Annotated in this window: 21 protein-coding genes; 10 read left to right on the plus strand and 11 right to left on the minus strand. The window is 72.0% G+C overall.

The annotated features are described in order from the left end of the window. Both ACZ7G1_RS12215 and ACZ7G1_RS12220 read right to left on the minus strand, forming a co-directional pair. Window positions 1-1,015: ketopantoate reductase family protein (locus ACZ7G1_RS12215; RefSeq protein WP_471204098.1), on the minus strand; the 1,015-nt coding region annotated here is incomplete at its 3' end. Continuing rightward, window positions 1,012-1,584, minus strand: a complete 573-nt coding sequence (locus ACZ7G1_RS12220) for a winged helix-turn-helix transcriptional regulator (RefSeq protein WP_470871712.1) — start codon at window positions 1,582-1,584, stop codon at window positions 1,012-1,014. The genes ACZ7G1_RS12215 and ACZ7G1_RS12220, both read right to left, overlap by 4 nt. 81 nt (window positions 1,585-1,665) lie before the next feature. Here ACZ7G1_RS12220 and ACZ7G1_RS12225 point away from each other — a divergent pair, with 81 nt between their 5' ends. The 3 genes from ACZ7G1_RS12225 to ACZ7G1_RS12235 all read left to right on the plus strand — a co-directional run bounded on the left by ACZ7G1_RS12225 (window position 1,666) and on the right by ACZ7G1_RS12235 (window position 5,348). Beyond that, complete coding sequence (locus ACZ7G1_RS12225) at window positions 1,666-2,874, plus strand: ROK family protein (protein ID WP_470871711.1); 1,209 nt, start codon at window positions 1,666-1,668, stop codon at window positions 2,872-2,874. A 193-nt stretch (window positions 2,875-3,067) separates the two neighbouring features. Next, the gene (locus tag ACZ7G1_RS12230) at window positions 3,068-4,570 is read left to right on the plus strand and encodes an ABC transporter permease (protein WP_470871709.1); all 1,503 of its coding nucleotides are present in this window, start codon (window positions 3,068-3,070) and stop codon (window positions 4,568-4,570) included. 82 nt (window positions 4,571-4,652) lie between these two features. Continuing rightward, entirely contained in the window at window positions 4,653-5,348 is a 696-nt protein-coding gene (locus tag ACZ7G1_RS12235) for an ABC transporter ATP-binding protein (protein WP_470871707.1), read from the plus strand. On the opposite strand, the gene ACZ7G1_RS12240 is transcribed toward ACZ7G1_RS12235, so the two are convergent. Together ACZ7G1_RS12240 and ACZ7G1_RS12245 are read right to left on the minus strand one after the other, a co-directional pair. Further along, window positions 5,345-6,373, minus strand: coding sequence for a M23 family metallopeptidase (locus ACZ7G1_RS12240; RefSeq protein ID WP_470871706.1), 1,029 nt, complete (start codon window positions 6,371-6,373; stop codon window positions 5,345-5,347). The two genes, ACZ7G1_RS12235 and ACZ7G1_RS12240, sit on opposite strands and share 4 nt — an antisense overlap. A gap of 8 nt (window positions 6,374-6,381) precedes the next feature. Further along, complete coding sequence (locus ACZ7G1_RS12245) at window positions 6,382-7,413, minus strand: SPFH domain-containing protein (RefSeq protein WP_470871705.1); 1,032 nt, start codon at window positions 7,411-7,413, stop codon at window positions 6,382-6,384. Between the two features lie 182 nt (window positions 7,414-7,595). On the opposite strand from ACZ7G1_RS12245, the gene ACZ7G1_RS12250 reads away from it, so the two are divergent. Further along, on the plus strand, window positions 7,596-9,041 hold the full coding sequence (locus ACZ7G1_RS12250) for a WGR domain-containing protein (RefSeq protein ID WP_470871703.1): 1,446 nt from the start codon (window positions 7,596-7,598) through the stop codon (window positions 9,039-9,041). Then, the gene (locus ACZ7G1_RS12255; protein ID WP_470871701.1) at window positions 9,038-9,532 is read left to right on the plus strand and encodes a hypothetical protein; all 495 of its coding nucleotides are present in this window, start codon (window positions 9,038-9,040) and stop codon (window positions 9,530-9,532) included. The genes ACZ7G1_RS12250 and ACZ7G1_RS12255 overlap by 4 nt, the downstream gene beginning before the upstream one ends. A 22-nt stretch (window positions 9,533-9,554) precedes the next feature. Here ACZ7G1_RS12255 and ACZ7G1_RS12260 read toward each other — a convergent pair whose 3' ends face one another. The 3 genes from ACZ7G1_RS12260 to ACZ7G1_RS12270 form a co-directional block, all read right to left on the minus strand. Beyond that, window positions 9,555-9,977, minus strand: coding sequence for a DUF350 domain-containing protein (locus ACZ7G1_RS12260; RefSeq protein ID WP_470871699.1), 423 nt, complete (start codon window positions 9,975-9,977; stop codon window positions 9,555-9,557). 180 nt (window positions 9,978-10,157) lie between these two features. Then, on the minus strand, window positions 10,158-10,772 hold the full coding sequence (locus ACZ7G1_RS12265; RefSeq protein WP_470871698.1) for an HdeD family acid-resistance protein: 615 nt from the start codon (window positions 10,770-10,772) through the stop codon (window positions 10,158-10,160). 59 nt (window positions 10,773-10,831) lie between these two features. After that, the gene (locus ACZ7G1_RS12270; RefSeq protein WP_470871696.1) at window positions 10,832-12,217 is read right to left on the minus strand and encodes a M20/M25/M40 family metallo-hydrolase; all 1,386 of its coding nucleotides are present in this window, start codon (window positions 12,215-12,217) and stop codon (window positions 10,832-10,834) included. A gap of 280 nt (window positions 12,218-12,497) precedes the next feature. Between ACZ7G1_RS12270 and ACZ7G1_RS12275 the strand changes: the two genes are divergently transcribed. Further along, window positions 12,498-13,037 (plus strand): DoxX family protein, encoded by a 540-nt coding sequence (locus ACZ7G1_RS12275; protein WP_470872002.1) that lies wholly within the window; start codon window positions 12,498-12,500, stop codon window positions 13,035-13,037. A gap of 96 nt (window positions 13,038-13,133) precedes the next feature. Beyond that, on the plus strand, window positions 13,134-14,045 hold the full coding sequence (gene opcA, locus ACZ7G1_RS12280) for a glucose-6-phosphate dehydrogenase assembly protein OpcA (RefSeq protein WP_470871694.1): 912 nt from the start codon (window positions 13,134-13,136) through the stop codon (window positions 14,043-14,045). A 69-nt stretch (window positions 14,046-14,114) separates the two neighbouring features. Here opcA and ACZ7G1_RS12285 read toward each other — a convergent pair whose 3' ends face one another. Further along, window positions 14,115-15,086 carry an acetylxylan esterase gene (locus tag ACZ7G1_RS12285; RefSeq protein WP_470871693.1) on the minus strand — a complete coding sequence of 324 codons (972 nt, stop codon included), beginning with the start codon at window positions 15,084-15,086 and terminating at the stop codon, window positions 14,115-14,117. Between the two features lie 317 nt (window positions 15,087-15,403). Here ACZ7G1_RS12285 and ACZ7G1_RS12290 point away from each other — a divergent pair, with 317 nt between their 5' ends. Beyond that, on the plus strand, window positions 15,404-15,685 hold the full coding sequence (locus tag ACZ7G1_RS12290) for a hypothetical protein (protein WP_470871691.1): 282 nt from the start codon (window positions 15,404-15,406) through the stop codon (window positions 15,683-15,685). A gap of 16 nt (window positions 15,686-15,701) precedes the next feature. Here the strand turns inward: ACZ7G1_RS12290 and ACZ7G1_RS12295 are convergent, their stop codons facing one another. From ACZ7G1_RS12295 to ACZ7G1_RS12305, 3 genes are all read right to left on the minus strand, one after another. Next, a complete protein-coding gene (locus ACZ7G1_RS12295) occupies window positions 15,702-16,283 on the minus strand; it encodes a TetR/AcrR family transcriptional regulator (RefSeq protein WP_471204101.1) in 582 nt (193 codons plus the stop codon). Between the two features lie 148 nt (window positions 16,284-16,431). Beyond that, window positions 16,432-17,586 carry an MFS transporter gene (locus ACZ7G1_RS12300; RefSeq protein ID WP_470872000.1) on the minus strand — a complete coding sequence of 385 codons (1,155 nt, stop codon included), beginning with the start codon at window positions 17,584-17,586 and terminating at the stop codon, window positions 16,432-16,434. Window positions 17,587-17,912: 326 nt separating this feature from the next. Beyond that, a complete protein-coding gene (locus ACZ7G1_RS12305; protein WP_470871688.1) occupies window positions 17,913-18,419 on the minus strand; it encodes an HNH endonuclease in 507 nt (168 codons plus the stop codon). 287 nt (window positions 18,420-18,706) lie between these two features. On the opposite strand from ACZ7G1_RS12305, the gene ACZ7G1_RS12310 reads away from it, so the two are divergent. After that, entirely contained in the window at window positions 18,707-20,134 is a 1,428-nt protein-coding gene (locus ACZ7G1_RS12310) for a right-handed parallel beta-helix repeat-containing protein (protein WP_470871686.1), read from the plus strand. 628 nt (window positions 20,135-20,762) lie between these two features. Next, the gene (locus tag ACZ7G1_RS12315; RefSeq protein WP_470871685.1) at window positions 20,763-23,402 is read left to right on the plus strand and encodes a hypothetical protein; all 2,640 of its coding nucleotides are present in this window, start codon (window positions 20,763-20,765) and stop codon (window positions 23,400-23,402) included. Window positions 23,403-23,425 lie beyond the last annotated feature (23 nt).

A 23,425-nucleotide genomic window follows, 5' to 3' on the forward strand; every position in this document is an offset into this window, starting at 1 on the left:
CCGCACCCACCCCCCCTTCCCCCCTCCCTCTCCTCTCCCCCCCCCCCCCCCCCCTCCCCCCCCTCCCCCGCCCCCCCCCCCCCCCCCCCCCCCCCCCCCCCCCGATCCTCCGCTCGTGCACGCGCAGGTGCAGGGTCGCCAGGTCCAGGAGCGGGGTCGCGACGCCGAGGGCGCGGGCGCGGTCGGTGAGGTCGCCGAAGAGGTGCTCGACCTCGGTGGGGCGGCCGGCGGCGAGGTCCCGGTAGAGGGAGGGGACGAGCGGGGAGCCGGAGGCGGCGACGACGGCGAGGGTGGCGGCGCGTTCGGCTTCGGTCACGGGGTGGCCCGCGGCGGCCGCGATCGCGGAGGCCTCGTCGAGGACGGCGGGGGCGAGGGCCGGGCCGCCGGGCGCGTCGTACACCTCGCCGACGGTGCCGCGCATCAGGCTGGTGACGGCGCCGAAGGTGGTGATGAACACCCACTTGTGCCACATGGCGGTGAGGACGCGGTCCGGGACCGGGGCGGTGATCCCGGCGCCTTCGAGGGCGGTACGGATCTTCTCGACGCGCGGGGAGAGGGTGCCGTCCTGTTCGCCGAAGGCGAGGTGGGTGAGCGGGGCGAGGCGCTGGATGTCGCCGTTGTCGTCGAGGGTGGTGACGACCTTGGCGACGCCGCCGAGGACGGACTTCTCGCCGAAGCGGGCGTTGAGGGCGTCGATGTGGGCGAGGCCGTTGAGGAGGGGGACGACGGCGGTGCCGGGACCGACGGCGGGGGCGATGTCCTCGATGGCCCGGTCGAGGCCGGTGGACTTCACGGAGAGGAGGACGAGGTCGTACGGGCCGGTCAGCTCGTCGGCCGTGACCAGTTCGGGCGTGAGCAGCAGCTGCTCGCCGGTGCCGAGGATCCGCAGCCCGCGGGCGCGGATCGCGGCCGCGCGGGCCGGACGGACGAGGAAGGTGACGTCCTCTCCGGCGCGGGCGAGGAGAGCGCCGAAGTAGCCACCGGTGGCACCGGCGCCGACGACCAGGATCTTCATGACTGTGGGCCTCTCGTGGGGCGCCCGGCGGGCGCGGTGGTGGTGATCAGGGGGTGGAGCAGACGGTGCGGCCGGGCGAGCGCCGCGGTGACGGGGTCGGCGTCCGGGCCCGGCGGGGTGAGCCCGGGGCCGGGGGTGACCAGGACGTCGGTGACGGGGACGGCGGCTCCGCAGCCGGTGCAGCGCCCGTCGGGGGTGAGCGGGGAATCGTCGGCGGTGTGGCGGAAGACGCGGCGCGGGCCGCCCTCCGCCGCGTAGAACTCCTCGCCCCACGCGGTCAGCGCGCGGACCGCGGGCCAGAGGGCGACGCCCTTGGGCGTGAGCGCGTACACCTCGCGGCGGCCGGTGCCCGGTTCGGGGCGGCGTTCCATGACGCCCGCCTCGGTGAGCGTGGCGAGCCGGTCGGTGAGGACGGCCCTCGGCACGGCGAGGTGCGCGGCGAACTCCCCGAAGCGGCGCACGCCGTAGAAGGCGTCGCGGAGGATGAGCAGCGTCCAGCGCTCGCCGACGATCTCCATCGAGCGGGCGAGGGAGCAGGTCTGGCCGCGGTAGTCGCGCGGAAGCGTCATGGGGCGGAGCCTAACCCACAAGAGTTCGGTGACCGAACTGTTTTCGCGCGAGCGAAAGGGACGACTAGGCTCTTGCTCACCATGAACCAGCCCACGGAACCCAAGGCCGACAAGTCGGGTGTGCGCCGGCACAACCTGAGCCTCGTCCTGCGGACCGTCCACGACGCGGGCGAGACGACCCGCGCGGCCGTCGCCGCCCGCGTCGGGCTCACCAGGCCCGCCGTGTCCTCCCTCGTCGAGCAGCTCCTCGACCTCGGCTTCCTCGTCGAGTCGGGCAAGACGTTCAGCGGACAGGCCGGCCGGCCCGGCACCGTACTGAAGCCCGCGGACACCGGGGCGGCGGCGGTCGGCGTCGAGATCAACGTCGACTACGTCACCGTGTGCGTCGTCGACCTGACCGGCGCCGACCGCGTCCGGCACACCGAACGCGTCGACAACCGCGCCCCCGACGCCACCGAAGTCCTCTCCCGCGCCGCCCGGATCACCGCCGAGGCCCTCGAAGCCGCCGGCGAACTCCGGCTCGCCCCCGCCGGAGCGGGACTGGCCCTGCCGGGGCTCGTCTCCGACGGCACCGTCCGCCAGGCCCCCAACCTCGGCTGGAACGAGGTCGCGGCCGAACGCCTCTTCGCCGACTCCCTCGCCGCCCTGCGCCCCGACACCCGGGGCCTCGCCCTCACCTCCGACAACGAGGCCAACATGGCCGCCCTCGCCGAGCTCCGCTTCGGCACGCACGGCGACCTCAGGACCTTCCTCCACCTCACCGGGGAGATCGGCGTCGGCGGCGCGATCGTCGTCCACGGCGAACTCCTGCGCGGCGCCCACGGGTTCGCCGGCGAGATCGGCCACCTCGTCGTCGACGCCGAAGGCCCCCGCTGCCGCTGCGGCTCCCGCGGCTGCCTGGAGCAGTACGCCGGCCAGGCCGCCCTCGTCGGTTCGGCGGGCGCCACCGGCGTCCCCGACCTCGTGCGGCGCGCCCAGGCGGCCGACCCGCGCGCGCTCGCCGCCCTCGGCGACGCGGGCCGCATGCTGGGACGGGCCCTCTCCGGCGCCGTGAACCTCCTCGACCCACAGGCCGTCGTCCTCGGCGGCATCTACCCCCAACTGATGCCCTGGCTCGCCCCGGCCCTGGCCGAGGAGCTCTCCGCCCGCGTCGTGTCCGGCCTCTGGACCCCGGACGCCCACCGCCTGCGCCCCGCCTCCGCCGCCACCGACGCCTCACGCGGCGCCGCGGCCCTCGTCCTCCACGAGGTCCTCGCCGACCCGCTGGCGTACGCCCCGGCCGGCGGCTGATCCGCGGTCGACGGCACGCCCTGACGTTCGGCCCGTCCACCCGCTGATCCGCGGTCGACGGCGCGCCCTGACGTTGGGCCCGTCCACCGGCTGATCCGCCGTCGACCCGCCGGCGGCGCGCGGGCGTCCGCTCTCATCGGGCTCTCACGCGGGACTTATCCCGTCATCACACGCCACCCCTAGCTTCGCGCTCATGTTCCTCACCTACCTCCGGCGCGAGCTGCGCCGCCGCAGAAAGGCGGCGCTCGTCGTCGCCTCCGGGCTCGCGCTCGGCATCGCGCTGGTCATCGTCGTCAACTCCGTCTCCGCCGGCATGAGCCGGGCCCAGGGCAAGGTCCTCGAATCGCTCTACGGCCTCGGCACGGACCTCACGGTGACCAAGGCCCAGGAGCGGCCCGAGGCCGGCGGGCAGGCGCAGCGGCCCAGGTTCGAGTTCCAGGGGAAGGACGACGGGGCGGAGCAGAGCAGCGACCGGCTGATGGTGCAGGGCTTCCAGACCCTCGCCGACTCCACGGTCGCCACCGTCGCCAAGCAGCCCGGCGTCGACCGCGCGGTGGGCGGCCTGAGCCTCGTCAACCTGAAGATCAACGGCGAGTTCAAGCGCGGCCAGATCCAGCGCGGCCAGGCACAGCAGGCCCAGCCGGGCGGCCCCGGCGGCAACGGCGGTGCCGACGGCGGCGGGACCGGCGGATCGGGTCCCAGTGACACCGTCACCGGCGGCGGCGCGGCCTTCGACGTCGACTCCTTCACCCTGTACGGCACCGACGTCACCGCCCCCGACCTCGGCCCCCTCACCACCTCCACCCTCACCAAGGGCCGTTCGTTCAAGACCACCGAGACCGACGCGAAGGCCGTCGTCCTCGACAGCGCGTACGCCCAGCGGGAAGGCCTCGCGGTCGGCGGCGAACTGACCGTCAAGGGAGTCGAGTTCGAGATCATCGGCATCGCCACCGCCGACAGCGGCCAGCCCGCCGCCCAGGTCTACCTGCCCCTCAAGCAGGCGCAGACGCTCTCCTCCTCCGCCGCGAAGATCACCACGATCTACGTTAAGGCGACGGACTCGACGCGCATCGACGCCGTCAAGGCCGCCATCCAGAAGAACGTCTCCGGCACCACCGTCACCACCTCCGCCGACCTCGCCCAGACGGTCTCCGGCTCCCTCGACACCGCCGCCGGACTCGCCTCCAACGTCGGCAAGTGGCTCTCGTACGCCGTTCTGCTCGCCGGCGTCCTCGTCGCCGGGCTCCTCACCTCCGCCGCCGTCGGCCGCCGCGTCCGCGAGTTCGGCACCCTCAAGGCCCTCGGCTGGAAGAGCGGCCGGGTCACCCGCCAGGTCGTCGGCGAGGCCCTCGTCAACGGCGTCATCGGCGGCGCGCTCGGCATCGCCCTCGGCCTCGCCGGCGCCTACGCCGTCACCGCCGTCAGCCCCACCCTGACCGCCGAACTCGGCGCGACCACCGGCGGGTTCGCCGGACGCGGCAGCACGGGCGGCGGCATCGCCTTCGGCGGACCGGCCGGCGGAGCCCGTACGGCCGTCGGGAAGACCGTCGACATCGCCCTCACCGCCCCGGTGAGCGTCACCACCGTCGGCCTCGCCGTCCTCCTCGCCCTCGGCGGCGGCCTCGTCGCGGGAGCCTTCGGCGCCTGGCGTGCCGCGCGCCTGCGCCCCGCCGACGCGCTGCGCCGCGTCGAGTAGAGAACCGCCCCCCCCGGGGCGCGTCCGGCGCACGATCCGCCGGGCGCGCCCGAACCCCCTTACGCACCACAGGAGTCGCACCGTGTACGAACTCATCGGCGTCACCAAGCAGTACCGGCGGGGTCAGCAGAGAGTCGACGCCCTCGCCGGGATCGACCTCACCCTGGAGCAGGGGGACCGGCTCGTCATCCAAGGCCCCACCGGCGGCGGCAAGTCCACCCTCCTCCAGATGCTCGGCGGCCTCGATCGCCCCACCTCGGGCCGCGTCCTGCTCGACGGCACCGATCTCGCCGGCCTCTCCGAGCGCCGCCTGACCGCCGTGCGCGGCGAGAACATCGGCTTCGTCTTCCAGAGCTTCAACCTCATTCCCACCCTCACCGCCCAGGAGAACGTCGAGACCGCCCTCGTCCCCCTGGGCGTGAAGCCCGCCGAGCGCCGCCGCCGCGCCGCCGACTCCCTCGAAGCGGTCGGCCTCGGCGAACGCCTCGGCCACCTGCCCTCCGAGCTCTCCGGCGGCCAGCAGCAGCGCGTCGCCATCGCCCGCGCCCTCGTCAAGCGCCCCAAGGTCCTCCTCGCCGACGAACCCACCGGCAACCTCGACGAATCCATGCGCGACGAGATCGTCGACCTTCTCGAAGGCCTCTGGAAGGAACACGGCCTCACCTTCGTCATGGTCACCCACGACACCGCCATCGCCCGCCGCGCCCCCCGCCTCGCCACCCTCCGCAAGGGCCGGATCACCCTCAAGGAGAACGATCCGGCCCCCGTCCGGCCCTAGAGGGTCACGCCGTGGCGGCGCAGATACGTGAGCGGGTTGATGTCCGAGCCGAAGTACGGTGTGGTCCGCACCTCGAAGTGGAGGTGCGGGCCCGTCACCCGGCCGGTCGCCCCCGAGCGGGCGATCCGCTGGCCCGCCGAGACGCTCTGGCCCCGGGACACGTCGATCCGGGAGAGGTGGGCGTACTGGGTGTAGCGGCCGTCGGGGTGACGGAGGACCACCTCGTAGCCGTACGAGCGGCTGAAACCGGCGGAGACGACGCGGCCGGGTCCGACGGCGCGGACGGTCGTACCGGTGGGGACCGCGAAGTCCTGGCCGGTGTGGTAGCCCTTCGACCAGGGGCCGCGCTGGCCGTAGTAGCCGGTGAAGACGTAGGAGGAGACCGGCGTCACCCAGGCGCGGGAGGAGCCGGTGGGGGCGGTCGGCTTGGTCGGGCCGGTGGGCTTGGTGGGGTTGGCGGGCTTGCCGGTGCGCTGCTCGTACTTGGCGGCGTGGCTGGTCCAGTACCAGTGGCCGCGGTACTTGAACCAGTAGACGCGGTACTGAGGGTCCCAGCCCTCCCGGCCCGGGAAGACCGGCTCACCGGAGCGTCCGCCGCCCGAGGTCAGCAGACCCTGATCCTGTTTCCGGGTCTGCCGCTTCGCCGTGGCGGTCTCGTTCACGCGCTTGCTGTACGTGGCCTGGTGGCTGGTCCAGCGCCACTGGCCGGCCTCGTTGACGTACCAGTACTTCGAGCCGTCCCAGCCCGCGTGCGCGGGGGCGGGTTCGGCGGCTGCCGTGCCCGCCGCGCCACCGGCCAGGGCGACCGCGCCGACGGTGGCGACGACGGCGCGGCGCACCCCGTTCAGGGCGGGGCCGTTGCACCGGGCGGCCTCGGCGCGGAGGCGGGCGGCCTCGGCGCAGCCCGTGCAGGCGCAGTCCAGCGGTATGTCGTCGGTGAAGCCGGGCGCGGCGAGTTCGAGCGAGGTGGTGGTGGGGAGGGGCACGCGGGTGAGTTCGGGGGTGGTGATGCCGGGGGTTTCCACGATCCTCGTCACTCCTGGTTCTGGGGGGCCGGTCCGCCACTCCGGGTGTAGAAGGCCACGGTCAAGTCCTTGACCAGGGCCTGGCGTTCGAAGTCGTCGAGCTCGACGAGCCCGCGCGAGGTCAGTCGGGTCACCGTGTCGTCCACGGCGTCGATCACGCCGGTCAGCACGGAGTCGCGGTGCCGGGCGTCGAGCACGGCGAGCTGGCGCCGCTGCATGGCGGCGGCCACCTCGGGGGCGTACTCGATACGGGTCGGCTGGGCCGAGAAGACGGCGATGCCGACGGCCCGGCACTCGGCCGCCAGCATGCGGGTGAGCGTGTCACCCACCGCCTCCGCGTCCCGCAGGGTCGGCGCGTCGCCCCGGAAGGCGTCCGCGGGCAGCTGCGAGAGCACCCGCGCGACCGCTGCCTCCACCTGCTCCCGCAGATAGCCGAGATGGTCGTCGACGGAGAACAGCGCGCGGGCGGTGTCCCGTACCGACCAGACGACGAGGACGACCACGCGCAGCGCGGACCCCTCGGCGTCGACCACGGCGATCGGTTCGCTGCGCCAGTGGCGGAGCCGTACGTCCATCCGGCGGCGCAGCACGAACGGGCTGATCCAGACGAGACCGGTGCGCCGCACGCTGCCCCGGTAGCGGCCGAACAGCGAGAGGACCCAGGCGGATCCGGTACGCCCGCGGGTCAGCCCGCCGAAGGCGACGACGGCGACGACGACACAGCCCGCGACGGCGGCCCACTGCCACGGCGGCAGGTCGACACCGCGCCAGGGCGGTCCCGCGCGCCACAGCACGGCCGCCACGCCGGCGAGCGCCGCCAGGCCGGCCAGGACGGCCACCCAGCCGGCGAGCGCGGGTCCCGGGCGTTCGGCGAGGTCGGGTTCGTCGGGCGGGGGCCGGCGGGGGAGGGCGGTTCGGTCGGCGCCCGCCGTGTGGCGGGTCGCCTGGACGGGGCTCGACCTGAAGAGGTCGTCCATCGGTATGCCGTCCGGCTGCCGGCGGACGCGGACGGGCAGGGGCCGCTTCAGTTGCTCGGTCATGTGACCCTTCCGGCCGCACCCCGCAAGGAGGTGACGACACGTCTGATGATCTTCACACGTCATCGTTACAGGGGTGTATGTCCGAAATGCCGCGCCGAAAGTCCTGAATGCCCGGGACTTTAGTCCCTTGGCCAAGGCTTCACACCAGGCCGTTGTCAGTGGCTCCCCCTACCGTTTTCCCCATGACGACGACGACCTATCTGGAGCTGTCGCAGGACGGCGGCGGTGCCCACAAGTTCTACGAAGTGACCGTCGACGACCTGACGGTGTCGGTCCGTTACGGCCGGATCGGAGCGGCCGGACAGACCCAGAGCTCCACGTTCCCGACCGTGGCGAAGGCGCAGGCCGCCGCGGCGAAGAAGATAGGGGAGAAGGTCCGCAAGGGATACGCCCCGGCGGTCCGCGGGCAGCGCGCCGCACGGGCCGTGACACGCCGTGAGGTCACCTCCGCGCCCTCCACCGCACGGGCCGTCGCCCCCGTCCTCTGGCGCTTCCGCACCGGCTCCGCCGCCTTCGGCATCCACGTCGACGAGGAGCGCTGCTGGGTCGGCAACCAGGCGGGAGACGTCTTCACCCTCGACCGCACCGGCGAAGTCCAGGCCCGCTTCAGCCTCCCCGACGGCGTCAAGTGCCTGGTCGCCGACGACTTCTGGATCTACGCGGGCTGCGACGACGGCAAGGTCTACGACCTCTCGTCCAAACTCCCCTTCGCCGCGTACGACATCGCCACCGACGTCGACATCTTCTGGCTCGACATCCACGAGGGCGTCCTGCACGTCGCCGACCGCTCCGGCCGCCTCACCGTCATCGACCACGAGGACGAGCACCAGTGGGCGCGCGGCGGCCAGGGCGAGCACGCCTGGATGGTCCGCGCCGACGGCGAGGCCGTCTACTACGGGGACACCAGCGGCGTCGCCGCCCACGCGCCGGACGGCGGCGGCGAGCTCTGGCACACCGCGACCGAGGGCGGCGTCCTCTTCGGCTGGCAGGAGGACACCGCGGTCTACGCCGGCACGTCCCGCAAGAAGGTCCAGCGGCTCTCGAAGAAGGACGGACGCGTCGAAGCCGTCTACTCCTGCGACAGCCCCGTCTACTCCTGCGCCACCTCGCCCGGCGGCCGCTTCGTCTTCGCCGCCGACTCCGCCTCCTCCGTCTACTGCTTCGACCGGAACGGCGCCCGCCTCTGGAAGCTCGGCACGGGCGGCGGCTCGGCCCTCTCCATGCAGTACCGCGACGAGCGGCTCTACCTCGTCACCACCGACGGCTCACTGGTCTGCGTGGACGCGAGCGAGTCCGCCATCGAGGCAGCCAAGGGCGGCACCGTCCCCGTCGCCCGCGACGTCAAACTCGCCGCCGCCCTCCCCGTGTACGAACCGGCGACGAGCGTCGCCGCGGTCACCGCGGTCACCGCCCTCAGCGACGCCCCGGCCGGCTCCGTCGTCGTGGAGTGCGTGACCGAAGGCGGCAGGACCCGGGTGCGGGTCGTCTCCGCGGGATACGACTCCGGGTGGAACGTCCAGTTCCCGCGGGCGATCCGGCAGCCCGGCGCGCGCTACGTGGTGGACGCCCTCCACCCGGCCGCCGGCGGCTTCTACCGCGTGCGCGGCGACATCCGGCGGCTCCTGTGACGACCGGCGCGGGGGGCGGCTCGGGAGGCGGCTCGGGGGTCTTCGAGGCGGCCACCGGGGATGGGCCGCCGCTCCCCCCGGGCGACGCCGAGCAGCGGTCCCGGGAGATCCGCGCGGCCGTCGACGGGCTGCTCCAGATCAGACGGCTGACCCTCCGTCAGGGCGGCGACCCGAGGACCGCGCCCGCCGACTGGGAGCGCCGCCAGGTGGTCCGCGCGGTGGCCCTCGCCCTGGAGTCCGGCGGGATCACTCCCTCGTCCGTGGACGCCACCGGGGCGCGGCTCTCCACCGGCTACCGGGTCACGGCGGGGGAGCGGCCCGGCACGGCCAGGGTCGAATGGCTCGGTCCCCCGGGCTCGGGCGCCGCCCACGAGGAGGCGGCGGCCCTGGGCGCGTGCCTGCCCGTGCTCGAACGGCTCGGCTGGGAAGCCCTCCTCTACAAGGGCCCGCGCGGCCGCCGCTTCCTGGAGGCCGAGCCCATGTCCCCGTGAGGCGTCGCCCGTCAGTCGGTCGTCAGGCGATCGAGGCCGAGACGATCGCGGAGACCGCGATGTTGCAGGAGGCGGTGACCCACACCGCCGGGTGCGGCTGGGGGTCGACGAGGGTGGCGCCCAGCTTGCCGGGGGTGACCAGGTCCACGACCAGGAAGGCCACCGCCATCATCACCAGGCCGAGCAGCCCGAACGCCGCCGTGGACACGAGCCCCTTGCCGAAGTCGTCGTACGTCGTCCAGATCGACGTGAAGACGATACCGCCGATGCCGAGGAGGGCCGAGCTCAGCAGGATGGAGGCGTTGCGGTTGCGGTCCTCCCAGATCTGGCGCCCGAGCTTCCCGGGCGTCAGCACATCCACCAGGACGATGCCGAGGATCAGCAGGACCACGCCCAGGGCGCCGTAGGCGCCGGCCCGGCCGAGGCCGTTGACGATGTCGCTCATGGGGTTGCCGGCTCCGAAAGATCGCGATCACGGCGGATCGGTGGTCAAGGACCGGCAAAATGTAGCGCACCCGTCAACAGCGACCGCCGCCCACCCGGAGCTCGGGCGGACGGCGGTGAGGGGACGACGGTGAGGGGACGGCGGACGCGGCCGGCGGCCGGGTCCTGCTCCCGGCCGGGGTCAGGCTCCCGGCGGCAGGTTCTTCGCGCGGGAGCGCACCTGGAAGGCCACCACGACCTCGACGGCGCCGACGGCGATCAGCCAGATGCCGGCGAGGAGCGTGAGGACGGCGGCCGACTCCAGCGGGGAGACGATCAGCACGACACCGGCGAGCGCGCTGATGACACCGAGGAAGATCTGCCAGCCGCGCGCCGGCATCGCCGGGTCGGAGGCCGCGGCCACGGTCTGGGTGATGCCCCGGAACAGCCAGCCGATCCCGATCCACAGCGCGAGCAGCAGGATCGACTGCATGGCGCCCCGGAAGCAGAACAGGCCGAGGAGGATCGACAGCGCGCCGCTGATGAACGCCATGACCCGCAGCGCCGTGGTCGCGTGCGTGCCGAAGGCGGCGACCAGCTGCATCACACCGCTGAACAGCAGGTACAGACCGAAGAGCACACCGGCCACGACGAGGGAGGCGCCCGGCCACACCAGGACGAGCACGCCGAGGACCACCGCGACGAGTCCGGCGACCAGCAGCGCCTGCCAGGCCGCACCGGCCAGCAGGCCGAGCGGCCCGGGCGGTACGTCTCCCCGGGGCGCTCGGTCGTGGGGGCGTTCGTGAGTCTGTGTCATGGAGCCGAACCGGTCCTTTCGTCGCGTACGGGGTGGGGAGTGAAGGGGGGAGGGGCCGGTCAGAGCGGGGTGGCGTAGGAGCTCAGGAAGAGCGCCTCGGTGAGCGCCATGTGCTCGATCTCCGAGGGGTCCACGCTCTCGTTCGGCGCGTGGATGAGGCACCCCGGCTCCTCGACGCCGATCAGGGCGATCTCCGCGTCGGGGAAGTGCTCGGCGAGGACGTTGCAGAGCGGGATGGAGCCGCCCTGCCCGGACTGGACCATGTCCTTGCCGTACGCCTCGCGGAACGCCGCAGCCAGGGACTTGTAGGCGGGGCCGTCGGTGCGCGCCCGGAACGGCTGGCCCGCGCTCTCCGCATCCACCTCCACCCGGGCCCCCCACGGGGCGGCCGAGGTCAGATGGTCGGTGAGGGCGCGCAGGGCGTCCTCGGCGTCGATCCCCGGCGGCACCCGGAGGCTGACCCGGGCCCGTACCTTCGCCTGCACGGCGGCCGAAGAACCCACCACCGGCGGGCAGTCGATGCCGAGGACCGTCACGGCGGGCCGGGCCCAGAGCTCGTCGGCGACCGAGCCCGTGCCGACGAGGGAGACGCCGTCGAGGACGCCGACGTCGGCGCGGAACTGCTCCGGCGGGTACTCCACGCCGTCCCAGACGCCGTCGGCGGGCAGCCCCTTGATCACCGTGTTGCCGTGCTCGTCGCGCAGGCTGTCGAGGATGCGGACCAGCGCGGCCAGCGCGTCGGGCGCCGGCCCGCCGAACATGCCGGAGTGCATCTCGCCCTTGAGCGTGGAGACGGTGACGACGACGTTCGTGAGCCCGCGCAGCGAGGTCGTCGCGGTCGGCAGACCGCGCGCGAAGTTGCCCGTGTCGCAGATCAGCAGCGTGTCGGCGGCGAAGAGCTCGGGCTGGAGCGGCACCAGCTGTTCGAGGCCGCCCGTGCCCTGCTCCTCCGAACCCTCCGCGACGAACTTGATGTTCACGGGGAAGCCCCGGCCCTCCGGACCGCCGAGCGCGCGCAGCGCCGTCAGATGCATGGCGATGTTGCCCTTGCAGTCGGCCGCGCCACGCCCGAACCAGCGCCCGTCGCGCTCGGTCAGCTCGAACGGCGGGGTCTGCCAGGCGGCGTCGTCCAGCGGCGGCTGCACGTCGTAGTGGCAGTACAGAAGGACCGTCGGCGCACCGTCGGGCCCCGGCGCGTGCCCGACGACCGCGTCCGTGCCGTCCGGCGTCGTCACCCGCCGCATGTCGCGCAGTCCGGCCTCCGTGAAGGCGCGTACGAGGAAGTCGGCGGCCTTCGCGCACTCCTCGGGCGGGAACTGCCGGGCGTCGGCCACCGACCGCATCGACACCAGCTCGGTCAGGTCCTGCTTCGCCCGGGGCATCAGAGCCCGCACCTTCTTCCGCAGCGCGGCGGTCTCGGCGGTATCGGTCGGCTCGGCGGTCATGCGTACCCACTTCCCTCGGGCTTCCTGCGGGGACGCGGCGGACGGCGGCCCCCGGGACGCTACGGCCCCCTCACTAAAGCAATGGCCGATAAAAGGCGCAAAATATGACTCATACGGAGTATTCGCCCCGTCTCTCAGGCGGCGGGGAGGCCGCCGGGCGACGAAGGTGAGGGGTGCGCGACTCCGTACGCCCGCCGTACGTCTCCCGTACGCACCCGCTGTACGTCTCTTGTCCCGCACGTCTCCCGTACGCCCCCACCTCCCGCACCTGGAGAACCTCATGGCCCACCTCAACCGACGCGACCTCGGGCTGCTCGTGCTGAGGGTCGGCACCGGCGCCGTGCTCGCCGCGCACGGCACCCAGAAGCTCCTCGGCTGGTTCGGCGGCGGCGGCATCGAGGGCACCACCAAGGCGATGGAGGCCATGGGCTTCAACCCGGGCCGCGAGAGCGCCATCGCCGCCGGGCTCGGCGAGGCGGGCGGCGGCGCCCTACTCGCCCTCGGCCTCGCGACCCCCGCCGCCGGCGCCGCCGCGGCCGGCGCCATGGCGGGCGCCGTCGCCGTCCACGCCCCGGCGGGCTTCTTCGCCTCGGGCGGCGGCTACGAGTACCCGGCCTTCCTCGGCTTCACCGCCGCCGCCATCGGCATCACGGGCGCCGGCCGCTACTCCCTCGACCACGCCACCGGACACGTCCTCGACCGCCCCTGGGTCGTCGCCACCGCCTTCATCGGCACCGCCCTCGCGGCCGCCGCCGTCGTCGGCCGCCGCGCCGCGGAGCAGGCCGCCCCGGAGCCGGACCCGGAGCCGGAGCAGGCCTAGCCGAGACCGGACCAGGCAGAGCGGAAGGGGGGACCCGCACGCGGCCGCCGCGCGGGAGGGTTAGGCTCGCCGCAGAGGAAGGGACGGGCGCCGCGCATGAAGATCGACCTGACGGACACCGACTCCAGCAGGATCAACAAGGCGATCCTGGAGGGACGCAGGGCCGTCGGCACCCCCGCCGTCGGTGCCGTGCTCACCCTCGTCGTCGTCACCGACGAGGAGAACGCCTACGACGCGGTCAAGGCCGCCAACGACGCGTCCCGGGAGCACCCCTCCCGCACGCTCGTCGTCATCAAGCGCCACGCCCGCTCACCCCGCGGCCGGCAGGAGACCCGCCTCGACGCCGAGGTCCGCCTCGGCACCGACGCCGGTTCCGGCGAGACGGTCCTGCTCCGGCTCCACGGCGAACTCGGCGCCCGCGCCGACTCGGTGGTCCTGCCGCTGCTCCTGCCGGACGCCCCGGTCGTCGTCTGGTGGCCCGTCGACGCCCCCGAGGTGCCGTCCCTCGACCCCCTCGGCTCGCTCGCCCAGCGCCGCATCACCGACATGTACGCGGTCGAGGACCCGCTGGCCGCCCTTGAGGCGCGCGCCGCCTCCTACGCCCCCGGTGACACGGACCTCGCCTGGACCCGGCTCACTCCGTGGCGCTCGATGCTGGCCGCCGCGCTCGACCAGGCACCGCTCGCGGTGACCTCCGCCGCCGTCGAGAGCGAGGCGGAGAACCCCAGCGCCGAACTCCTCGCCCGCTGGTTCGAGGTCCGCCTCGGCGTCCCCGTCGACCGTGTCGTCACCGACGGCCCCGTCGTCACCGCCGTCCGCATGGACACGGTGGACGGCGAGATCCGGATCGACCGCCCCGAAGGCCCGGTCGCCCGCCTCTCCATCCCCGGCCAGCCCAGCCGCGTCCTCGCCCTCAAGGTCCGCACCACCGCCGAACTGATCGCCGAGGAACTCCGCCGCCTGGACCCCGACGAGGCCTACGCGACCGCCCTCCGCGGCCGAGGCTGACGGGCCGGTACGGCCATCGGAGCCGTACCGGCGTCGGAGCCGTAACGGCCGCTCACCGGGTCCCCGCGGCTACCCCCGCAGGCGTCCCGGCAGCCAGCGCAGCTGGGCGGCCTCCTGGAAGGTGCCGCCGCCCTCGTGGTCGTTGAAGTCGTAGACCTCGATGGCCTTGTCCTCATGGGCATACGCGTTGAAGGCCGCGAACACCGTGGACGGCGGGCACGTCTGGTCCTCCAGAGCGGTGGAGAACAGCGCGGGGGCCGTGGCACGGGCCGCGAAGTGGACCCCGTCGAAGTAGGCGAGCGTGTCCCGCACCTGCCCCAGGCGGCCGCGGTGCGTCTTGAGGTAGCTGCCGATCTCGCGGTACGGGTTGCGGTCCGTGATGGTGATCGCGCGCGGGAAGTCGCACAGGAACGGCACGTCCGGCGCCACCGCCACCAGATCGCGCACCAGACCCGCCACCGCCAGGGTGATGCCGCCGCCCTGGCTTCCGCCGGTCACCGCCGTCCGGCTCGCGTCGGCCAGCGGGTGCGAGCGGGCCGCCTCCACCGCGCGGACGCCGTCCGTGAACAGCCGCCGGTAGTAGTAGGCGTACGGGTCCTCGATGCCGCGCGTCATGAAACCGGGGAACGACGGCGCGCTGCCCACCGGGTCGGGCGTGTCACCGGTCGCCCAGCTGCTGCCCTGTCCGCGGGTGTCCATCACGAAGTGCGCGAACCCGGCCGAGGCCCACAGGAGGTGGGTGTGCGGAAGGCCGCGCCCGCCGCCGTACCCGAGGAACTCCACGACGACCGGCAGGGGTTCGGTGGTCCCGGCGGGCACGACGAACCAGCCCTTGACCGGCTGTCCGTCGAACCCGTTGAACGTCACATCGAAGGTCTCGACCGACGCCAGCCCCGTCGCCACCGGCTCGAAACGCGCGTCGAGCTCGTGCGTACGGGACTCGTCCAGCGTCTTCGCCCAGAAGCCGTCGAAGTCCTCCGGCTCCACGGACACGCTGCGGTGGGCGCGGAGTTGGTCGATGGGCAGGTCGAACTGCGTCATGTGAACCGCCTGGTGAGGAAGGGTCGCGTTCGGGATCTCGACCGGTACCCACCGGCCCTGCCCACCCTAGCCGCGCACCCGCCCGATTCATATACGTGAATCCCGAGCGTCACCCGGTCCGGTGACGCCGCCTCGGCGATGACGTCCGCTGCCCCGCGCCCGGGGCGGCCGCCGCCCCGTCCGGGCACCCCCCGACAGACACTCCGCCACGTCGGCGCCACGAGAAGGCCCACGGGACGGTCCGCGTGACATCCTCGGACGAACCGCCCACACCGGAGACGAACGTGGGCCTTCTTCGTCCTGCGCGGAGGGACTCCATGCTCATCAGCCACGCGGTGCGGGACGACGTCCTGCACGTGACCCTCCACTGCGACCTGGACGTCACCAACCGGGCCGCCGCCGCCCTCCAGATCCAGGGGCTCGTCCAGGGCCACCGCCCCGCCAGGCTGCTCATCGACCTCCCCGCGGCCGACCCCAGCCCCGCCACCCTCAGCGCCCTCGCCCGCACCCACCGCATGTGCGCCGGCCTGGGCATCCCCCTCTCCCTCGGCGGCGCCAGCCCCCGCACCCACCGCCTCCTCGACGTGAACAGCACCTGAAACGAGCGGGCCCGGCTCAGCGCTCCGCCGGCAGCGCCACCCGCGCCGCCGCCTCGACGAGTTCCTCGTCGACGGGCCGCCCCAGCACGAGCACCCGGTAGTAGACGGGGCCGAGCACCAGATCGGCGAGCCGTTCGACGGATTCCCGGTCGGGCACGGCATCCGTATGGCGTGCGACGACGGCGGTCAGGCCCGCCACATCCCGTTCCCGCTGTTCGAGGAGGAACCCCTCGCGCAGGGCGACGGCCGCGTCCTTGTCGAGCTGGGCATGGCCGAGGAGCGCCTGGAACACCTGCCCGGCCGGCTCTCCGAAGAAGGCGGCGACGCGGCGCAGATGGGCCGCCAGGTCCTCGGCGGCCGTGCCGCCCGCCGGCTCGGCCCAGGCCAGACCCTCGCGGGCGTCGTCGGCGAGGGCGTCGAGCAGGATGTCGACCTTCGACTTCCACCACCGGTAGATGGTCTGCTTGGCCACCCCCGCCCGCGCCGCGATCCCCTCGATGGTCGTCGCCGTGAACCCCTGCTCCACCAGCAGATCGTCCGCCGCGTTCAGCACCGCGACCCGGATGCTCTCGCTCCGTCGCGGACCCGTACGACTCACGACCGCCGACGGACCCCGCCCGCTCCCGGCCCCGGCCCGCCCGTCGCCCCGTCCTTCGCTCTTCCGTGCGGCACTGATGGTCGCTCACTCCTCGCTTCGTACACCTCCCGCGATTCTGGCACGCCGGCCACCGGCGGAAACGGCCCGATCAGGGGCGTACGTCCCGCGCCGCGGAGGTACGAGTCCCCGCCCCCGCGCGGGTACGCACCAGGCTCAGCAGCACGGCGAGGGCGAGCAGCGCCACCACGGCACTGAAGACCTCCCCGGCCGGCCGCAGACTCGTCGCCCTGATCAGCACACCCACCCCGATCGCGGGCACCGCGAGCATCGAGTACAGGATCGCGAAGAAGGTCGACACGCTCGCACCCCGGTGCTCCGGGGCGCCTCGCGTGGCGATCCCCCCGATGCCGTGCCCGAGCGCGATCCCGGTGGCCAGGCCGTTCACGGCCGCGCCGATCACCAGCGGCACGAGACTCCCGGCCGCCATGGCCGCCGCGATGAGCGCCGCCGCGACCATCAGCCCCACACACGCCGCCGGCAGCGCGACCTCGGACCGCACCCGCCGCACCAGCAACTGGCCGACCGCGACACACGAGAAGGCCACGAACACCACCAGACCCGCCGGCACATGACTCGTCTCCCGCAGCACCGTTCCCAGGAACAGCCCCGCGACCGCCGTGAGCACCCCGAGCACCGCGAACCCCGCCCCCGCCGCCATCGCCGACCGCAGAAAGTCCGACCGGATCTCCGACGGCACCCGCAGCCGCTGAACCCGCAGCGTGAACGCCGACCTCCGCCCCACCGTCTCCGGCGTCGCCACCACCCCGACGACCCCGACCACCGACACCACCATCATCACGACCCACGGCGTCCGCAACGGCTCCGGCGCCACATCCGCCAACACCCCCGCGAGCAACGTCCCACAGGCCAGCCCACCCATGTTCGCGAACAACGCCACCATCGGCGCCGGCACCCGACTCCCCTCCGGCACCAACTCGGTGAGCGCCGCCGTCCCCGCCCCCGTCACCAACGCGGCCGCGAACCCCGACACCACCCGCGCCGCCACCAACCACCCCACACCATCCGCGGCCAGAAACACCCCCGCCGCCCCCGCCGCCAACACCGTCGCCGCCACCAACACCGGCCGCCGCCCCACCTGATCCGACAACCGCCCGAACACCAGTAACCCCACCACCACCCCCATCGCATACACCGCGAAGATCACCGTCACCCCCATCGGCGCCAACCCGAACCGCTCCCCATACAGCGGATACAGCGGCGTAGGCGCCGTCGTCCCCGCCATCACCCCCCAAAACGCGAACCCCACCGCCACAGCCCCGAACCGCCTCCCCTTCGCCCCGCCTTCCACACGCCCGCTCCCATCCACCACGACCCCGCCTTCCTTCCTCACGCCGACCGCCGCGCGCGATTCCGCGACCCGGCCTCAGAATGGACGCACCGTTGCTTCTAGTCGTGCAGACACTAGACGAGTCGTTGCGTCTATTCAATGTCTCGGTCCACACCCCAGCCCCCCGGTGCTGAGTTTCCGCACGTGAGATCGCATGGTCGACGTCGAGCCCGAGACGGAACTCAGTCAGGCAGCCTGCGTCCTCGCCCTCTGCGCGGCGTTCACCGCGCTGAACGGAGCGTCGGAGGACGGGCCGCCCAGCCGTCGGCCCAGCTCAGGATCTCGTCGGCCAGCGCGGCCGCATCCGCGTCGGGTACGCGTTCGCGCCGCCCCGGTCCGTGCTTGCCATGGCGCACTCGATCCGCGAGCCGCTGTCGGGCGACGTCGGGGGTCTTCTGCCCCCAGTTGTAGGAGTCGCTGTTGCAGAACTGATGGGTGAGGGTGACGTTGTCGAGGGTGTCGGTACCGCCCGCGATGACCTCGACAAGGTGATGGACGCTCGGGGCGCAAGGGTGCGGCGGCTTGAACGCGCGGTCCACCGGGCCGCCGCAGATCGCGCAGCGCCAGCCATCGCGCTCCCCGACCTGCGCCGGCGTGTACGTGTCCCGTGGGCCGTTCTCCCGCAGCCGCTGCGCCCGCCGCCGATTCTGCCGCCGCTTCACCGCCCTGCGGCGCTCCGCAGCCTGCTCCTCCACCGTGAGGCCCGACCACCGGGCCTCGTCGAGCACGGCGAACTCCCACCGCCCGGGACTTCCGCCACCGACCTCGACAACAGGAGCTCGTCTCTGGTGACTTCGCACGTTCTCGTCTGGCGCAGGCTCGGCAGATTCCTCACTCATGGGCCTCATTCTGCGGGCCGTGATCGCCCCCGGCGCGCAGCCGCAGGCGAGGTCACCGGGTTAGGCTGGAAAGGTCGAAGACGTTCCCCACCCGCTTCCCGCTGATCGCGACGAGGCCGGCGGACGGTCCCGCCTCAAGCGCGTCGGAGGCGGATCGGCCGGACATGGAGGCGGCTATGTCCTCGAACTCCCCGAGCGGCCGCGATGCGCCGGGTTCCGGGGTCGTCGTCATCGACACGGCGAGCACCGCCGCAGCCGGGACGGCCCTGAACGCCGCCATCTCTGAGCTGCCGGCCGCTGGTGGCACGATCGTGATTCCCGCGGGTGTCTGGACGGTCGACACGGCCGTCCTGATCTCGAAGGGCGGAGTCATCCTAAGGGGCGTCAGTCAGCGGGCGACCGTGCTGCGTTTCGACGGATCGACGGTGACCGCCGCCTTGAGGACGAGCGACGCGACCCAACGGGACGTGGTGATAGAGGACTTGAGTATCGAGTCGAGCTCAAGCGGCCACGGCGTCGCGATCGATGCCTCGCATTTCGTGAACTCGACCCTGCGGAATCTGCGGATCGGCAGAGGAGGCTCATGCCCGCGTGTGGGCATCGGCTACGACGCGGGCGGTTCCCATTACAACGTCGTCGAGAACTGCCGAATCGCGGTGTCCGGGGTGGATTCCGTCTGTGTGAGGTACGCGAACGGCTCCAACAGCAATGTGGTGCGCAACTGCCGCCTGTTCGGCGACAACGCCCACACGGTGGGTGTGTACGTCGACTCGCATGCCGTGTGCGTCGATCATGTGGACATCGAGGCGGACTTCCTGATCGGCATCGAGGTGGCCGCCGACGGTCACGACTGCCTCGTCATCGCCCCATACATCGAGGCGGGGAAGACAGGGATCCGGCTCGCCGCGAACGTGGAGGCCTTCACCTGCGTCGGCGGCGTGGTCATCGACAACCGCGTGGCCAACATCGCCGACAAGGGGGCCAAAGAGCCGTTGTTCCTGAACACCCGCATCCAGTACGACCCCTACACGTCCATGATGGCGGTCCGATCCCCGGGTTTCCCGCGGGCGTATCCCGAGCCCGGGAACGTCGCCCTGCCTCAGGACCACGGCCTGCAGGCCTGGACGGTGGACCCGTCCTACGCGTCGGCCGGCACCCTGCTGACGAACGGCACCCAGTACTTCGCGGCGATCCACGTGCGGAACACGGTCGAGATCACCAAGCTGCACTTCGTGGTGATGAAGGGGGCGACCGCCCCAGAACCAGGCCGGAACTGGATAGGCCTCTACGACGTGCAGGGGAAGCGACACCGACAGGCTGCCATCGACGCGGAGATCTCCTCCGCCGGTCCACAGAGCGTCACCATCCCCGTCGAGCGGCTCACGCCGGGCGTCTACTGGATCGGCTTCCTCTGTAACGCCACCACCGCGGTCACTCTGGCCCGCGCTGGCGGCGTCAGTGCCGCCGGAAACTCCATGAACCTGCCGCCGGAGCAGCTGCGCTACTTCGTGAACGGCACTGGAAGGTCCGTGCTGGACCCGTCCATCCCCCTGGCGTCGAACGCTGTCGCCGGATCGGTGGCCCTGTGCGCAGCGGCAGGGTGACGAAGAAGCATCCGGTGACGGAGAGTCGACACCGTCACAGAGCGTCGGGGCGGGGCGAAGGCCGGACCGGTGACGGAAAGTCAGTGCTGTGACGGTGAGTCAGCACGGCCATTCGACCACTGAGCGGCAGCACGTCCCGTCGCGTGGTCTACCGGCGTGCACGTGTCTAAGCTGGTGAGGGGGACGCGGCCGCAGGCGATGGGAGCAGGAGCCATGGGCGGCAGGCAGAACTTCACCAGCTTCGCGACGCGCACGGCGCTCGCCGGCAGGGGACACGGGATGAATGTCACCGACCCCTCCGCGCCTCGGATCGACGTCTCCGCGGAGGCTCCTTGACGACCCCGTCGGTCTCCGTCTCCGCGGCCCGCCGCCGTCCGACGGCAGTGCTCGGCGACAGGGCCGGTCATCGAGGGGTGGGCTGCCAGGGGGGAAACGATCCCTGTGCGCAGAGGAGCGCGTCATGGCCCGGAACGAGGAACTCAAGCACAGGAACGACCCGGGTCCGCAACCCGGCAGGCCGCTGAGGCTGACGCCCGGAGTCGGTGAGCACAGGGGCGCAGACGGAGTCCTGCGCAGGTACTTTGACCCTGGTGCGACGCTCTTTCTCGCGCCGACGGCCCGCAAGGCCGTGAACACCTTCGTACGCGAGCGGGCGAAGGACATGGGGACGGAAGGCGCCGACCTCCGCGAGGTCGGCAAGGACGAGGGCAAGGCCTCCCTCAACGTCCGCTACCAGCAGTTTCACCAGGACATCCCGATCCTCGGGGCCACGCTTCAGATGGTGGCCGACACCGGGCAGGCGGCTGTCGTGCAGGTGGAGAACGCGACGGAGTCCGACGTCTCCGACGCCCCCGACGCGAGCGAGGCGCAGGCCGCCGACGTCGCGGAGAAGGCCGCACTCGCTCCCTTCGGCAAGGGGTACGAAACGGCTGCTGTCGTCCGTGACAACCTGGTCTACCTGCGGGACACAGTCAGACCCCCGCTGCCGGAGGCGGACAGCCCGACGGCGACGGTCGCTCTCCTGAGGCAGGGGAAGCGGCGCCCCGACGGCAATCTGCACCTCGTACACGACCTCATCGTCGAGACCACCGGTCCCTTCGAGCACTTCCGGGTGGTCGTGGACGCTGTAGGCGGGAAGCTGTTGTGGATCGAGGTTGCGGGACGGTACGTGACAGCGACGCTCAAGGTGTACGTGCCCGACCCTGTGACCGAGTCGAACGACGGCACCCTGAGTTCCCTCTCGGACGACGCCAGACTGAAGCCCTTCGCCCACGAGGTCCATGCGGAGATCGCGGCCGCCGACGGCAACGGAAAGTTCCACCTCGACGGCGAATGGTGCCGTTGCATCGAATGGGACGCACCGACCTTCCCTCAGCCGGAATCGACCACGCCCAACTTCACGTTCGACACCCACCCCAAGGACAAGGCGTTCCTCAGCGCGAACGCGTACTACTGGATCGACTCCTTCGCCCGCTATCTCCGCAGCCTGGGCAACAAGCCGCTCAACCTCCGCATGGTCAAGGTCGACGTCGACCCGCAGGGAGCCCAGAGCACCGACAAGAGCGAATGGATCGGCACGACGAATCCCCCGCGGATGCGCTTCGACATGAAGCTCGTGCCCGGCGCCGCCGACCTCGGCATCATCGTGCACGAGTACACGCACGGTGTCGTGCAATGGCTGCGGTCCGGCGCAACGAGCCCCCTGGAATACGAGCACAGCATCTGTGACGTCATGGCAGGCATCTACCGGGACCAGTTCAACCCCGCGGGAAACCGGCGGGGGGAGACGTTCCCCTTCGACAACAACGCGCAGGAAGCGTGGAGCAAGGACCGACGGCTCGACCTGACCCAGCGCTTCGACGACCCGGGCTTCGGCACCTTCGGGACCGACCTCCGCACCGGCATGCTGGCCTCGGCGCTGTGGCAGTGCTATCTCGGCATGGGTGGGTCGTCCAAAGTCAAACCCGTACGGGAGAAGGCCGCCGAAAAGATGATCAAGGTGCTGCTCGAGATGGTGCCACGACTGCCGGCGGACACAGCGCAGAGCAAGGACAACGCCTTCCACCTCGCCGAGATCTGCATCGCCGCGGACACCACGGTCCACGGGGGTCTGCACAAGAACGTGATGCGCAATGCATTCGTGAGGCAGGGCCTCTTCCCGAAGCCCAACATCGACGTGTTCATCGCGGACAGGGCGGGCGACATCGGTGATGTACCGAGCGGCGGCGACAATGACCCCTTCTGGACGTCACCGGACATCTGGGTCCGCCACAAGCCCGACGGTGACCCCCAGCACGAGGAACCCATCGCGAATCAGCCGAACAACCTGTACGTGCGCGTGCACAACCGCGGGACCGACGACGCGCAGCCGGGCACCTTCACGGTCGAGACCCGCCGGTGCAACCCGGGCACGGGAATGACCTGGCCTGATCATTTCAAGGTCATCAGCTCCCAGGTGATCCAGGAGACGATACCGGCCGGTGGATCGGTACGCGTCGGACCCTTCGCATGGACGCCGACCATCGCCGACCACGAATGTCTCATCGCGGTCGTGCACGGTGCCGACGACCCCGCCGTCGACGCCACATCGGGCAAGCCGATCGCGCACGACAAGCTCGTTCGCTTCGACAACAACGTCGGCCAGCGCAACGTGTACCCCAAGCCCTCCACCCTCGGCGGCCAGACGAACATGGAGATTCGGCTCAACGGCGGACCGACGGCGACGGACGGCTCGTGGGAACTGGACGCAACCGCCATGCCGCCGGACACCCAGATCACCATCCGAACGCTGAGCCGCATCGTCGAGCCCTCCGAACTGACCAACATCATGCGGACGGAGACCGGAGAGGTCCGTTCCACGCTGCAGATGAAGGGCGGCGACACAGCGATCGTCAAAGGCTTCCATCTCGACGCCAAGGACGTGGTGACGGCTGATGTCACCATCGACTTCTCCCACGAAGCCGTGCACCTCAAGCCCTACGACCTCATCTCCACCCAGATCCAGGACGAACAGGTGGCGGGCCGCCTGACGATCGAGATCACGGCGGTCAAAGACCTGCACGAATGGTTCTTCGGCAACAGGCACACCGACGAGGTACACATCGAGACCTGTCCCTTCTGGGATTCGATCCACGAGTCGAGCAAAGTGCCGTTCCCGACCATCGATCTGGCCCTGGCCTACGGCTACAACGGCTGCGCCTACTGCCTCCCCGAGTTCAACAACCCGAACATCTTCGGACCGGAGCCGGACGACGGCCCGCCGGACTGAAGTAACCCCTTCAGCCCCGCGAC

This window comes from Streptomyces sp. NPDC037273, from assembly GCF_055603625.1.

Excerpts from the sequence above, each read along its gene's own strand:
- ACZ7G1_RS12310 (WP_470871686.1), top strand. The coding sequence starts at position 18,707 with ATGTCCTCGAACTCCCCGAGCGGCCGCGATGCGCCGGGTTCCGGGGTC.
- ACZ7G1_RS12250 (WP_470871703.1), top strand. The coding sequence starts at position 7,596 with ATGACGACGACGACCTATCTGGAGCTGTCGCAGGACGGCGGCGGTGCC.
- ACZ7G1_RS12290 (WP_470871691.1), top strand. The coding sequence starts at position 15,404 with ATGCTCATCAGCCACGCGGTGCGGGACGACGTCCTGCACGTGACCCTC.
- ACZ7G1_RS12300 (WP_470872000.1), bottom strand. The coding sequence starts at position 17,586 with ATGGCGGGGACGACGGCGCCTACGCCGCTGTATCCGCTGTATGGGGAG.
- opcA (WP_470871694.1), top strand. The coding sequence starts at position 13,134 with ATGAAGATCGACCTGACGGACACCGACTCCAGCAGGATCAACAAGGCG.
- ACZ7G1_RS12230 (WP_470871709.1), top strand. The coding sequence starts at position 3,068 with ATGTTCCTCACCTACCTCCGGCGCGAGCTGCGCCGCCGCAGAAAGGCG.
- ACZ7G1_RS12285 (WP_470871693.1), bottom strand. The coding sequence starts at position 15,086 with ATGACGCAGTTCGACCTGCCCATCGACCAACTCCGCGCCCACCGCAGC.
- ACZ7G1_RS12225 (WP_470871711.1), top strand. The coding sequence starts at position 1,666 with ATGAACCAGCCCACGGAACCCAAGGCCGACAAGTCGGGTGTGCGCCGG.
- ACZ7G1_RS12260 (WP_470871699.1), bottom strand. The coding sequence starts at position 9,977 with ATGAGCGACATCGTCAACGGCCTCGGCCGGGCCGGCGCCTACGGCGCC.
- ACZ7G1_RS12275 (WP_470872002.1), top strand. The coding sequence starts at position 12,498 with ATGGCCCACCTCAACCGACGCGACCTCGGGCTGCTCGTGCTGAGGGTC.
- ACZ7G1_RS12265 (WP_470871698.1), bottom strand. The coding sequence starts at position 10,772 with ATGACACAGACTCACGAACGCCCCCACGACCGAGCGCCCCGGGGAGAC.
- ACZ7G1_RS12220 (WP_470871712.1), bottom strand. The coding sequence starts at position 1,584 with ATGACGCTTCCGCGCGACTACCGCGGCCAGACCTGCTCCCTCGCCCGC.
- ACZ7G1_RS12245 (WP_470871705.1), bottom strand. The coding sequence starts at position 7,413 with ATGACCGAGCAACTGAAGCGGCCCCTGCCCGTCCGCGTCCGCCGGCAG.
- ACZ7G1_RS12270 (WP_470871696.1), bottom strand. The coding sequence starts at position 12,217 with ATGACCGCCGAGCCGACCGATACCGCCGAGACCGCCGCGCTGCGGAAG.